Annotated in this window: 10 protein-coding genes; 5 read left to right on the forward strand and 5 right to left on the reverse strand. The window is 64.3% G+C overall.

Features of this window, described 5'->3' with window-relative positions; translation table 11 throughout:
- Positions 1-111 precede the first annotated feature (111 nt).
- From BRAD3257_RS34810 to BRAD3257_RS34820, 3 genes are all read left to right on the forward strand, one after another.
- Positions 112-1,068, forward strand: coding sequence for a carbohydrate ABC transporter permease (locus BRAD3257_RS34810; protein WP_122405575.1), 957 nt, complete (start codon positions 112-114; stop codon positions 1,066-1,068).
- Entirely contained in the window at positions 1,061-1,960 is a 900-nt protein-coding gene (locus BRAD3257_RS34815) for a carbohydrate ABC transporter permease (protein ID WP_122405576.1), read from the forward strand. Before BRAD3257_RS34810 ends, BRAD3257_RS34815 begins: the two co-directional genes overlap by 8 nt.
- Before the next feature lie 131 nt (positions 1,961-2,091).
- Positions 2,092-3,447, forward strand: coding sequence for an esterase-like activity of phytase family protein (locus BRAD3257_RS34820; RefSeq protein WP_122405577.1), 1,356 nt, complete (start codon positions 2,092-2,094; stop codon positions 3,445-3,447).
- Positions 3,448-3,532: 85 nt separating this feature from the next.
- Here BRAD3257_RS34820 and BRAD3257_RS34825 read toward each other — a convergent pair whose 3' ends face one another.
- Entirely contained in the window at positions 3,533-5,212 is a 1,680-nt protein-coding gene (locus tag BRAD3257_RS34825; RefSeq protein ID WP_122405578.1) for a mucoidy inhibitor MuiA family protein, read from the reverse strand.
- Between the two features lie 159 nt (positions 5,213-5,371).
- Positions 5,372-5,980: a response regulator transcription factor gene (locus tag BRAD3257_RS34830; protein ID WP_174221652.1), complete on the reverse strand. Its 609-nt coding sequence runs from the start codon at positions 5,978-5,980 to the stop codon at positions 5,372-5,374.
- Positions 5,981-6,196: 216 nt separating this feature from the next.
- Between BRAD3257_RS34830 and BRAD3257_RS34835 the strand changes: the two genes are divergently transcribed.
- Complete coding sequence (locus BRAD3257_RS34835) at positions 6,197-7,225, forward strand: AraC family transcriptional regulator (protein ID WP_122405580.1); 1,029 nt, start codon at positions 6,197-6,199, stop codon at positions 7,223-7,225.
- 259 nt (positions 7,226-7,484) lie between these two features.
- Here BRAD3257_RS34835 and BRAD3257_RS34840 read toward each other — a convergent pair whose 3' ends face one another.
- Together BRAD3257_RS34840 and BRAD3257_RS34845 are read right to left on the reverse strand one after the other, a co-directional pair.
- Positions 7,485-8,135, reverse strand: coding sequence for a CoA transferase subunit B (locus tag BRAD3257_RS34840; protein ID WP_122405581.1), 651 nt, complete (start codon positions 8,133-8,135; stop codon positions 7,485-7,487).
- 67 nt (positions 8,136-8,202) lie between these two features.
- Positions 8,203-8,910, reverse strand: a complete 708-nt coding sequence (locus tag BRAD3257_RS34845; RefSeq protein WP_122405582.1) for a CoA transferase subunit A — start codon at positions 8,908-8,910, stop codon at positions 8,203-8,205.
- A gap of 272 nt (positions 8,911-9,182) precedes the next feature.
- On the opposite strand from BRAD3257_RS34845, the gene BRAD3257_RS34850 reads away from it, so the two are divergent.
- Positions 9,183-11,111 carry an AsmA family protein gene (locus BRAD3257_RS34850; RefSeq protein WP_162500646.1) on the forward strand — a complete coding sequence of 643 codons (1,929 nt, stop codon included), beginning with the start codon at positions 9,183-9,185 and terminating at the stop codon, positions 11,109-11,111.
- Between the two features lie 84 nt (positions 11,112-11,195).
- Here BRAD3257_RS34850 and dctA read toward each other — a convergent pair whose 3' ends face one another.
- A complete protein-coding gene (gene dctA / locus BRAD3257_RS34855; protein WP_122405584.1) occupies positions 11,196-12,581 on the reverse strand; it encodes a C4-dicarboxylate transporter DctA in 1,386 nt (461 codons plus the stop codon).
- Between the last annotated feature and the right edge of the window lie 19 nt (positions 12,582-12,600).

Below are 12,600 nucleotides of genomic sequence, written 5' to 3' on the forward strand. Positions count from 1 at the left end.
AGCGAAGCGAAGCAATCCGGAGCGCGTCCGCGGAGACAGTCTGGATTTGCTTCGTCGCTTCGCTCCTCGCAATGGCGGTGGGATGACGTTCAACGACAGGACAAAAAGCTGATGTCCGTGACCACCCTCCCCTCTCCCGCGCTGGCCCAGCGGCAACCGAACTGGCTGGTGCGATTGTTCGACTACAAGCCGTTCCTGATCATGATGTGTCTGGCACCTGCGATCGGGCTGCTTACGGTCTTCCTCACCTATCCACTCGGCCTCGGTATCTGGCTCGCCTTCACCGACACCACGATCGGCCAGCGTGGCAGCTACGTCGGACTCGAGAACTTCCAGTATCTGCTCACCGATTCCCTGTGGTGGAACGCGGTGTTCTACAGCGTGGTCTACACGGCCATCGCGACGTTCGGGAAATTCGCACTCGGCTTCTGGCTCGCGCTGCTGCTCAACAACCATTTTCCGTTCAAGAGCGTGCTGCGCGCGATCATCCTGCTGCCGTGGATCGTACCGACCGTGCTGTCGGCGCTGGCGTTCTGGTGGATCTACGATCCGCAATTCTCGATCATCTCCTACCTGCTGGTCGACGTGCTGCATTGGCGCAGCGACAACATCGACTTCCTCGGCTCGCCCTGGCCGGCGCGCTTCTCGCTGATCGCCGCCAATATCTGGCGCGGCATTCCCTTCGTCGCGATCTCGCTGCTGGCGGGGCTGCAGACCATCTCGCCCTCGCTCTACGAGGCTGCGATGCTCGACGGCGCCAGCGCCTGGCAGCGATTCCGCTACATCACCTTTCCGATGATGATGCCGATCCTCGCCATCGTCATGACTTTCTCGATCATCTTCACATTCACCGACTTCCAGCTGGTCTACGCCATCACCCGTGGCGGGCCCGGCAACTCGACTCACCTGCTGGCGACGCTGGCGTTCCAGCGCGGCATCGCCGGCGGCGAGCTCGGTGAAGGTGCCGCGATCGCGGTGTCGATGATCCCGTTCCTGGTGTTCGCGACGCTGTTCTCCTATTTCGGCCTGGCCCGCCGCAAGTGGCAGCAGGGAGAGAGCAATGACTGATACTGTCGCGCAAGCCGCTGTCGCCGACGCGAAGGCAGCGCCCGACACGATGGCCTGGGATTCCGGGCTGCGGCGGCTGATGATGATCTATCTGCCGCTCGGCTGCTTCGTGCTGATCCTGCTGTTCCCGTTCTACTGGATGGCGATCACCTCGTTCAAGCCGAACGCGGAGTTGATGAATTACAAGGAGCACAATCCGTTCTGGATTTCCTCGCCGACGCTGGCGCACATCAAGCACCTGCTGTTCAACACCGCTTATCCGCATTGGCTGTGGACGACGATGCTGGTCGCGATCGGGGCGACCACGCTGTCGCTGATCGCGAGCACGCTGGCGGCCTACGCCATCGAACGCCTGCGTTTCCGCAGCAGTCCTTATGTCGGCCTCGGCATCTATCTCGCCTATCTCGTGCCGCCGTCGATCCTGTTCATTCCGCTCGCCACCGTGGTGGTGCAGTTCGGCCTGTTCGATTCGCCGCTGGCCCTGATCCTGGTCTATCCGACCTTCCTGGTGCCGTTCTGCACTTGGCTCCTGATCGGCTATTTCAAGTCGATCCCTTATGAGCTCGAGGAGTGTGCGCTGGTGGACGGCGCCACGCGGCTGCAGATCCTGCGCCGGATCACGCTGCCGCTTGCGGTGCCCGGGCTGATCTCGGCCGGCATCTTCTCCTTCACGCTGTCCTGGAACGAGTTCATCTACGCACTCGCCTTCATCCAGAGCGGCGCCAACAAGACCGTACCGGTCGCGATCTTGACCGAGCTCGTCACCGGCGACGTCTACCAATGGGGCGCGCTGATGGCGGGATCACTGCTCGGCTCGCTGCCGGTTGCGATCTTCTACTCGTTGTTCGTGGACTATTACGTGTCGTCGCTGACCGGCGCGGTGAAGGAGTAGCCTCGCTCGCTCGCCCTGCCTCTCCCCGTTGTCGTGGGGAGAGGCGAAGAGGGCTGCGGCCTTTGGCCCGGCTTCACAATACTGCAACATGCGATCCGCATAAGGCGTGCGTCCGCCAACAGGAGACGCACATGCGCGCGACTTTTCTCAGCTCCGTCGCAACGATCATTCTCACCGTAAGCACCGCGCTCGCGCAGAGCGAGGGCGAATTCCCGGCCAAGCTCGCCGGCCACGTGGTGATGCCGGCCGCCACCTTCATCGATGCTCCGGCCGATGCCCCCACCGATCTCAAGACCTCCGGCAAATACACCACTGGCAAGCGGGTCGACGCGCTTGGCACTGTCATGGGCAAGTCCTATGAGCGACCGACCGGCGTGTCGTTGCCGTTCAAGAGCCAGCCACTCCAGGGCCATTCCGGCATCAAGACCATGCCCGACGGCAGCTTCTGGGTCATCACCGATAACGGTATGGGTGCGCGCGCCAACTCGCCGGATTCGATGCTGTACCTCAACCGCCACAAGATGGATTGGGCGAACGGCAAGATCGAGCGGCTGGAGACCATCTTCCTGCATGATCCCGACAAGAAGGTGCCGTTCCGCATCGTCCATGAGGACACCGAGAAGCGCTATCTCACCGGCTCCGATTTCGATACCGAGGGTTTCCAGATCATCGGCGACACTTTCTGGATCGGCGACGAGTTCGGCCCCTACGTCCTGAAGGCCGATAAATCGGGCAAGATCCTCGGGGTTTTCGAGACCCTCGCCGACGGCAAGCCGGTGCGCTCGCCGGACAACTGGGCCGTCGCGACGCCCGGCGCACCCGGCGCAACCTACACCAACGTCAATCTCCGCCGCTCCAAGGGTTTTGAGGGCTTCGCCTCGTCGAAGGACGGCAAGTTCATCTACGGCTTGCTCGAAGGACCGCTGTGGGATGCGGAGAAGAAGGACTGGGAGAAGGTCGACGGCAAGGAAGCCTCGCGGATCCTCGAATTCGACGTCGCCGCGGAGAAATTCACCGGCCGCTACTGGCAGTACGTGTTCGAGCAGAACGGCAACGCCATCGGCGACTTCAACATGATCGATCAGGCCTCCGGCCTCGTCATCGAGCGCGACAACGGCGAAGGCACCGCCGACAAGGCGTGCCCGCAGGGTACGCGCGGCGAGAATTGCTTCCCGGATCTTGCCAAGTTCAAGCGCATCTACAAGATCGAGCTCACCGACTCCAATGTCGGCAAGCCCGTGCGCAAGATCGGCTATATCGACCTGATGAAGATCAGGGATCCCGACAAGAAGGCGAGGAAGCCGCTCAACGACGGCGTCTACACCTTCCCGTTCTTCACCATCGAGAACGTCGATCGCGTCGACGACACGCACATCATTGTCGGCAACGACAATAACCTGCCGTTCTCCTCCAGCCGCGATCCCAACAAGGCCGACGACAACGAGTTCGTGCTGCTCGAGGTCGCGGATTTCCTGAAGGCGAAGTAAAGCTCTCTCCCTCTCCCCGAGAGCCCTCACCCCAGTCCTCTCCCGCAAGCGGGAGAGGGAGCGCACTTCGTTCGCGGCTGGCAATCTACCCCGCCGGCACGATCACCATGCTCTGGTCCTTCGGCCAGCGGACGCGCCAGGCGAAGTTGATGTCCTTGACTTCGCCGGGCTTGGCGTCGAACGACCATTCCAGCACGCCGCGCTTGTCGCGGATGTTGGTTGCGGTCGGCTGCGTGCTCGAGGGCAGCATCTCGACGATGATGTCCTCGTTCTCGCTGACCGGCAACTGGTCCTCGATCGCGACCTTGATCGGGAAGTCGTGACCGTTGCGGATCGTGGTCTTGAACGCGCGCTCGTCGGTCTTCGACGTCGTCACGAGCAAGCCGGCCGAGCCCTCGTTGCGCTTGAGCACCGTGCGCTCGATTCTCACCTTGTCGTCGGCGCCGAAGCCGAGCCGCACGATGTCGTCCTTGGCGGACGCCGTGATCTTGCCACGGCCGACGAAGACGCCGTCGCGATAGATCGCGACCTTGCCGGGCAGAAGCGTCGTGTCGTCCGTCTGCTTGAAGCTGGCTTCGAGGAAGGCGGTGGGATCGATCACCGGCGCCGCGCGTACGGCGAGATCGGCGGGCACATTCACCGAAGCGATACGCAAGCTCTTGGCGCCCTCGGCAGCGCCGAGGCTGACGCGGCCGGGAATTTTGAAGGTGGCCTGAAAGTCGCCGATCTCGGCGACGGCCTGCTGCTCGTCGGCGCGCTCGCGCGGCTCGGCCGCTTCTGCGATCTTGGCCATGGCCGGTGATTGCGCCTGACGCGTCATCGGTGCAGGCCGCGCCAGATCCGAGGCCGTGCCGAGCGCCAGCGGCTTCGGCACTTGCGGATATTGCGCCACCAGCGAGCTCAGCTCCGGCGCGCTGCCGCCGCGGCCGAGACGCACGGTGGAGACGCCGAGCGTCACGTTCGACCAGTCCTCGCCGGTCGACTGCGTGACCTCGGCGCGACGGACGAGTTCGAGTTGCGGCTTGCGATCCCTAGCGCCGGTGTCGAGCCGGGCATCGTAGAGCGGCACCCAGCGCGCGTTGCGCACGGTGTAGGTCACGCGCAGCATCGCCTTGGTCGCGGCGGCCGATGCCACGTCGATCCGCACCTCCAGCATGCTGGGCGGCTTGGCCGAGCGCTCGGCTTCCAATTCGGCGATCTGGCGATCGATCTCGCGCTGTTTTCGCGTGGCATCGCGAATTGCGGTGTCCGCGGTCGCGATCTCCTCGGCAACCGCCGCAAAGGCCGCGCGCCATTCGGTAATCGGGCGCGCCTCGCCCTTCTCGCCGAGGCCGGCCGGCGAGGCTTCGGCAAAGTGCTGCGCAAACTTGCGCCGCGCGTTGGCCGAGTCGATCGCACCCTGCAGGTCGGCCCGTTGATCCCTCAGTGCTTCGATGCGCTTGTCCAGCCCGGAGAGGTTCGCGGGCGGTGCGGCCTTCGGCGGCCGCGCATCGATCGCGCCGATGGTGAGCTTGGCGCCCGCCTCGCCCTCAACGCGGAGGGAAGACGGATCGAGCGAGAGCGGAAAGTCCTTGGCGACCAGCGTCGAATCACCGGAGGCGAGGTCCAACGAAATGACACGGGTGACGGTGGCGCCGTCCGGATAGACGGTGACCGTCTCGATCGTCGACGTGGCGTCCACGTTGGCCGCCCATGACGGCGACGCAATGGCCGTGGTCACCAGGACCAGGCCCGTGGTTGCCAAGTCTCTTGCGGTGATGCGCATGAAGTCCCTCCTGCCTATCGCCGCGCCGCCAGCCGGACGCGCGCGATGAAATGCCTCGCCATCGTGGTTGGACGCGGCAGGGAAGGAACCGGTTCGATTGGGGTTTCCGCGGGGCGCCGACGCGGCGGCACCATGGCCGCTGAACGCTTTGAAGTCCCTTTAGGCCTGGGTCGGCGCGCCCTGGCCGAAGATGCGCCGGAGCAGATCGGTCACGTTGCGGGCGCCGGCCTTCTTCAGGATGCTGGCGCGATAACCTTCGACCGTCCGGGCGCTCAGATGCATCCGCCGGGCGATCTCCTTGTTGGTGAGACCAACGGCGAGATGCTCGAGCACGTCGCCTTCGCGCTCGGTCAGGGGCTCGCAACCGGGCAGCCAGCATTGCCGGATCGCTGCGGGCTGGGCGAACTCATCGATGGCGGCATCAATCCGGCCGACGACGTCGTGGGTGCGGAACGGCTTTTCGATGAAGTCGGCCGCGCCGCTCTTGATGGCGTCGACCGCCATGGCAATGCTGCCGTTCGCGGAGGTCACCAGTACCGGCGCCATGCAGTTCTCGCCGCGCAGCCGCTTGAGCACCTCGAGGCCAGAGTGATCGGACGGCAGCTCCAGCAGCACGCAGGCCGGCATCCGCGCCTTTGCTGCAGACAAGAGAGACGCACCGTCGGCGAAACAGATCACCTCATAGGCGTTCTGTTGGAGCGCGGTCGAAAGTTGTTCGCGGGAGGCAGCGTCGGTGTCGACGACGAATATCTCACCCTTGGAAAGCATGTTTCCCGGCACGATCCCGATCCAGCAATGTCCTGGTCAAATGGCCCGAGACGGTAGCCGGCTCCATCGCCCTGCCGCGCCGTCGTCAACACGGCATTCACGCCCGTGCTTCGGTCTCCCCTATGTATGTTCCGTCCCGTTCCTGGATTTGACTGACCGGGACAGAAATTTTACATTTCGGGACATCCTTGGGAATGGCTGGCAGGAACGGTTCGCATGACCGACCTCATTCGCAGCTCAAGCCTGAGTTATTATCCGGAGGTTGCCCGGTCAGTCGGTCTCGACCCCATGCAGATGATGCGCAAGGCGAGGCTGCCGCCAGCCTGCCTCGACAAGCCCGACACGCCCATTGCCGTCGCCGCCCTGCGCCGTCTGCTCGAATTGTCGGCGGAGGCGTCCGGCTCCGAAGATTTCGGCTTGCGTCTCGCCGAGCGCGGCGGCCTGATCAATTTCGGCGCGGTCAGCCTGATCGTGCGCGAACAAGCGACCGTCGGTGAGGCCATCGATGCGTTCTCGCGCTTCATCCATATCCATCACGATGGCATGCGACTGGACGTTGCGCGCGGCAAGCAGACCGTGACCGTCGCGATGCATCTGCGTGGCCGGCACCCGAGCGCCTCGCGCCAGTCGATCGACATGGCGCTCGGCAGCGTCCACCGCATCATCCAGTCGCTGTTCGGTCACGACTGGCGGCCGCAGGAGGTGCACCTGCATTATCCACCGCCGCACGACCGCAAGCGCTACCGCGAATTCTTCGGCTGCCGCGTGATCTTCAACGCGAAGCATGACGCGATCCTGTTGTCGGCGCACGATCTGGGACGCCGGATCCCTAGCGCGCATCCGCTGATCGCGAATTACCTACGCAAGCGGATCGAGGCGATCGAAACACGGCCCGCAAGCTGGGAGCAGAAGGTCGACGAGGTCGTACGCCTCCTGCTCGCCGGCGGCGACTGCACGGTCGAGCGCGTCGCCGAGCATCTTGCCTGCACCCGCCGCACCATCCACCGCCGCCTCGCCGCATCGGGCACCAGCTTCTCGGCCATCCTGGATGCGCAACGCGCCGATCTCGTGACCCGGCTGATCGACGACCCCGGCCGGCCGCTGACCGACATCGCGGTGCAGCTTGGCTTCTCCGCGCAGAGCGCCATGGCGCGCTGGTTCCGCGGCCGGTTCGGCTGCACCATCACCGACTGGCGCAAGGGCGTGCGGCCTCTCACCGTGCCGCCCTCGGCGACTGCAGCTTGAGTTCAGCGAGCCGGCGCCGGCACGCCCATCGTGGCGACGGCGCCCCAGCGTGAATCCGGCAAAAACTTGTCGCAGCGCAAACACTCTTGCCGTGATAGGCGCACACTGCACCCGTCATCGAAACCTTTTCAGATGAAGGATGCTTCCGACGTTGACCCGCAGAGCCGCATTGATCAGCGCCGCCCCTGAATCTCTTCGGGACGCGCAGACCGTATCGTCATGCGCGCCCCCTTCGCGAAGCCTCAGGTGTTCTGAAGCCTCAGGTGTTCTTCAGCGCGATGCGGAATTCGGCTTCGGTCTTGGCCTTGACCTCGTCGAGCGAGACGCCGTCGGCAAGTTCGATCAGCGCCATGCCGCCGTCGCCGTGCTTGTCGATGGTGAAGACGGCAAGATCCGTGACGACCATGTCGACCACGCGTTCGCCGGTCAGCGGCAAGTTGCACTTCTTCAGCAGCTTCGGACCATCCTTGGCCGAATGCTCCATCACCACGACGACGCGCTTGACGCCGGCGACGAGATCCATCGCGCCGCCCATGCCTTTGACCATCTTGCCCGGGATCATCCAGTTGGCGAGATCGCCGTTCTGAGCCACCTGCATGGCGCCGAGGATCGAGAGATCCATGTGGCCGCCGCGGATCATGCCGAAGGAATCCGCGCTGGAGAAATAGGACGTCGAGGGCAGCTCGCTCACGGTCTGCTTGCCGGCATTGATGAGATCGGCGTCTTCCTCGCCCTCATAGGGGAACGGGCCCATGCCGAGCATGCCGTTCTCGCTCTGCAAGGAGACGTCCATGCCGTCAGGGATGTAGTTCGAGACCAGCGTCGGGATGCCGATGCCGAGATTGACGTAGTAACCGTCACGCAATTCCTTCGCGGCGCGCGCAGCCATCTGTTCACGGGTCCAGGCCATCTTGGTCTCCTGTCGATTCTTTAGTGGCGCATGATCTGATCGGAAAAGCGGCTTCCACTTTTCCGGATCATGCGCTGGGGCGCGGGCGGGTGTTGCGGAATTCGATGCGCTTCTTGGCCGTACCGACCTCGACGATGCGCTTCACGAAGATGCCGGGCGTATGGATGTGGTCGGGATTGAGTTCACCGGCCGGAACCAGATGCTCGACCTCGGCCACAGTGATCTTGGCGGCGGTCGCCATCATCGGGTTAAAATTGCGCGCGGTCTTGCGGTAGATGAGGTTGCCGGCGGTGTCGCCCTTCCAGGCGTGCACGATGGCGAGGTCGGCGAACAGACCGCGCTCCATCAGATATTTCTCGCCGTCGAACTCCTTCACTTCCTTGCCTTCGGCGATCAGCGTGCCGACGCCGGTCTTGGTGTAGAAGGCCGGGATGCCGGCGCCGCCGGCGCGGATGCGCTCGGCCAGCGTGCCCTGCGGGTTGAATTCGAGCTCCAGCTCGCCGGCGAGGAATTGCTGGGCGAACAGCTTGTTCTCGCCGACATAGGACGAGATCATCTTCTTGATCTGGCGGGTTTCGAGAAGGCGGCTGAGGCCGATGCCGTCGACGCCGGCATTGTTGGAGACCACCGTCAGGCCCTTGACGCCGGACTCCCGGATCGCGTCCGACAGCTCCTCGGCGATGCCGCAGAGGCCGAAGCCGCCCGACATGATCATCATGTTGTCTTTTAGAATGCCTGACAGCGCCGACTTGGCGTCGGGATAGACCTTATTCATGCAAAAAACCTCGACTGAACCTTCGGCTTGCAGGCGTCGCGCCTTATTGGCGGCGATTATTAGGCGAAATCGTCCGAAGCCGTCAATGATACGGGGTTCTCCGCTCCGCCGCTGGGTGATAGAAGCTGCCCACGCCGTGGGCATAACCGTGCCGCGGCCTTGAAAGCGTCAAGAAAACCCATCAAGTTGCGGGGGTTGGGCGTGGGCGCGCAGGTTTCCCGGCCCGCCCTTCTGGCTCCAACGACCAACCCGATCAGGACATGCCATTGACCATGGCCCAAGGAATGAAGCGCCTCGGGACGCCGATCGCGGCGCTGCTCGGCGTCGCGCTGATCGCCCTGATCGCGACCTCCTGGCTCATCAACCGCGACGCGCTGCGCAGGGCGGTCGAAGCGCAGATCCGCGACGTCACCGGGCTCGAGCTCAGCGTCGCGGGCAGCATCGACATCTCGGTGCTGCCGGCGAGCTACATCTCCTTCCACGACGTCGGCCTCAAGGGCGGCGGCACCAGCGCTCCCGCGCTCCAGGTCGAGGTGCTCACCGCGAATTTGCGGCTGCTGCCGCTGCTGCTGCAACGATTCGAGATCGCCGACCTGATGCTCCTGCGGCCACGCATCCATGTCAGCCTCAAACCGGACGGCGAAAGCAACTGGACGCCCTTCATCCAGACCATCGCACGCACCATGAAGCCCGGGGCGGAGAACCAGGTCTCGTTCTCCGAAATCCGCATCCAGGACGGCGTGCTCGACTACGAGGACCCCGCCACGCATGCCACCGAGAAGCTCGAGGACATCGACCTGTCGCTGGCCTGGCCTTCGATCTCGCGCTCCTTTGCTGCGACCGGACAGTTCGACTGGCGCGGCGAGCGCGTCGACGGCTCGATCAGCTTCTCCGATTTCGTTGCCGCCCTCTCCGGCGACCGGTCCGGCCTGAAGGCGCGAATCGCCAGCGCGCCGGTCAAGCTCGCCTTCGACGGCAGCGTCGCCAATCGCACCAGCCCGATGATGGAAGGCACGCTCACGGTCGACAGCCCGTCCTTGCGCAACGCGCTGCGCTGGACCGGGCAGCCGCAGCCCGGCAGCGGCGGCTTCGGCCGCTTCGCGCTGAAGGCGCGCGCCAACGTCGTCGGCGCCTCGATCGCGCTCACCAATGTCAATGTCGAGCTCGACGGCAATGCCGCCGAGGGCGTCATGACCTACGCCAACAACGGCCGGCAGACGCTGCAGGCGACGCTCGCCGCCGACGCGCTCGACTTCACGCCCTATATCTCGACGTTCCGCCTGCTCGCGAGCGGCGCGCGCGACTGGAACAGGCAGCTGTTCGATCTCAATGGATTGTCGACCACCGACCTCGACATGCGCCTGTCGGCTGCAAGGCTGACGGTCGGGCCGACGAAGCTCGGCCGCACCGCGATCGGCGCCAATTTGCGCAACGGCACGCTGGCGCTCTCCGTCGGCGAGGCGCAGGTCTATGGCGGGATCGCAAAGGGCTCGTTCGGTATCGCGCGGTCCGACACCGTCGCCGACATCAAGGCGCAATTCCAGTTCACCGACGTCGATCTCCAGGCCTGCGCCACCGAACTGTTCGGTCTCAACAAGCTGTCAGGCCGCGGCAACATCAACGTCTCGCTGCTCGCCTCCGGATCGAGCCCGTTCGGTCTCGTGCAGTCACTCGACGGAAGCGCCAGCGTGACCGGGCATGACGGTGCGATCTCGGGCTTCAACGCCGAGCAGCTCCTGAAGCGGCTGGAGCGGCGGCCGCTGTCGGGCGGCGGCAATTTCCGCAGCGGCTCGACGCCCTACGACAATCTCACCATCGCCGTGAAATTCTCCGACGGGATCGCCACCGCCGAGGACATCCGCGTCGAGGGGCCGGCGACGAAGATCACGCTCACCGGCACCGCCTCGGTGCCGGCACGCGAATACGACATGAAGGGCGTGGCGAGCCTCAACGGCGCGTCGGGGTTCGAACTGCCCTTCGTGGTGCAGGGCCCCTGGGACGATCCGCTGATCTTCCCGGATCCGGAAAGCCTGATCCGCCGCTCGCCGGCCTCCGCGCCGCTGCTCGACATGCTGAAGGACCGCAAGGGGGGTGACGCCGTGCGCTCCGCAATCGAGCGCATCACCGGCACCGGAAAGCGTCCCGCACCGGCGGAATCGCCGACGGCGGAGAACGCCAAAGAGAGCGCCAAGTCCAACTAACGCGCACTGTCGGATTCGGCACTTCAGCGCCACGGGCTCGATTGCTTGATTGGACATTGCGAGCGGCTCGATCGCAACGTGCCGTCAAGCGGCCGATTGCGTGGTCGCGATCCAGCTTTTATCCTCCCGCACCGCCGTTGCCTCGCCGGTCTTCGTTCCTGCCGCGGGCGTGAGAGTGCTGCCCTGTCCCAGCTCACGGGCCAACACCTCGCGATCACAGGCGTCCTCCCACAGCGAAATGGTGATGGATGCGACACAGTTGCTGATCATGCTGGTCAGCGCCCGCGCCTCCGACATGAAGCGGTCGATGCCGACGAGCAGCGCCACGCCGGTCACGGGCAGATCCGGCATGACAGAGAGGGTGGCGACAAGCGCGACGAAGCCGCTGCCGGTGACGCCGGCCGCCCCTTTGGACGTCAGCAGCATCAGTCCGAGCATTGCTGCGATCTGTCCCCACGACAGGTGAATGTCACAGGCTTGCGCGATGAAGATGGACGCCAGGGTGAGATAAATGGCGCTGCCGTCCAAATTGAAGGAATAGCCCATCGGCAACACGAGCCCCGACACGCCTTTCCGGCATCCAAGCTGCTCCAGCTTGCGCAGCGCGCCAGGCAGCGCCGGCTCCGACGACGACGTGCCGAGCACGATCAGCAGCTCTTCCTTGAAGTAGCGGATCGTCTTCCACAGGCTGAAGCCGTTCAGCCGCGCCAGCGCACCCAGCACGACCACCACGAAGACGGAGCAAGCGATATAGAAGGTCAGGATCAGCAGTCCGAGCGAGCCGATCGAACGGATGCCGTAGCGGCCCACCGTGAACGCCATGGCGCCGAAGGCGCCGAGCGGGGCGAGCTTCATGATGAAGCCGAAAGACACAAACAGCACCTGTGAGAACGAGGCGACTGCCTTCGTCACCACGACACCCCCATCGCCGGCACGGCTGAGGCCAAAGGCGATCAGGATGGAGATCAGCAGGACCGGCAGCACCTCACCATCGGCGAACGCTCCAAAGAACGAATGCGGAATGATGTGCAGCATGAAGTCCGCTAATCCGGTCGCACCGGCCTGCTTGGTGAATTTCGCGGCCACCGATGGGTCCAGCGTATTGACCGCAACATGCATGCCGGCGCCCGGTTGGATCAGGGACACTGCGATCAGCCCGGCCAGCAAAGCGAGCCCGGTCAGCAGGTAGAACAGCGCCATGGATTTCACCAACGTGCGGCCGACCTCGCGGGAATCGCTGATGCTGTTGATGCCGCTGACGATGGTGCAGAACACGATCGGCGCGATCATCATCTTGACGAGCTTGACGAAGCCGTCGCCAAAGGGCTTCAGCGCGGCGCCAAATTCAGGCCAGAAATGGCCCGTGAGGACACCCAGCATGAGGCCGATCAGCACCTGGACATAGAGAATCCGGTAGAATGGCTTTCCCGCCTCGGTGCTCGGATGCCCAACCGGTGCTTCCTTTTGCATTCTCGTTTCTCCCATGGCT

This window comes from Bradyrhizobium vignae, from assembly GCF_900324035.1.
Taxonomy (GTDB): domain Bacteria; phylum Pseudomonadota; class Alphaproteobacteria; order Rhizobiales; family Xanthobacteraceae; genus Bradyrhizobium; species Bradyrhizobium vignae.

Bases quoted from the DNA above. Each gene is read 5' to 3' on its own strand.
- BRAD3257_RS34830 (WP_174221652.1), bottom strand. From the start codon at position 5,980: ATGCTTTCCAAGGGTGAGATATTCGTCGTCGACACCGACGCTGCCTCC.
- BRAD3257_RS34835 (WP_122405580.1), top strand. From the start codon at position 6,197: ATGACCGACCTCATTCGCAGCTCAAGCCTGAGTTATTATCCGGAGGTT.
- BRAD3257_RS34810 (WP_122405575.1), top strand. From the start codon at position 112: ATGTCCGTGACCACCCTCCCCTCTCCCGCGCTGGCCCAGCGGCAACCG.
- BRAD3257_RS34815 (WP_122405576.1), top strand. From the start codon at position 1,061: ATGACTGATACTGTCGCGCAAGCCGCTGTCGCCGACGCGAAGGCAGCG.
- BRAD3257_RS34820 (WP_122405577.1), top strand. From the start codon at position 2,092: ATGCGCGCGACTTTTCTCAGCTCCGTCGCAACGATCATTCTCACCGTA.
- BRAD3257_RS34825 (WP_122405578.1), bottom strand. From the start codon at position 5,212: ATGCGCATCACCGCAAGAGACTTGGCAACCACGGGCCTGGTCCTGGTG.
- dctA (WP_122405584.1), bottom strand. From the start codon at position 12,581: ATGCAAAAGGAAGCACCGGTTGGGCATCCGAGCACCGAGGCGGGAAAG.
- BRAD3257_RS34850 (WP_162500646.1), top strand. From the start codon at position 9,183: ATGGCCCAAGGAATGAAGCGCCTCGGGACGCCGATCGCGGCGCTGCTC.
- BRAD3257_RS34840 (WP_122405581.1), bottom strand. From the start codon at position 8,135: ATGGCCTGGACCCGTGAACAGATGGCTGCGCGCGCCGCGAAGGAATTG.
- BRAD3257_RS34845 (WP_122405582.1), bottom strand. From the start codon at position 8,910: ATGAATAAGGTCTATCCCGACGCCAAGTCGGCGCTGTCAGGCATTCTA.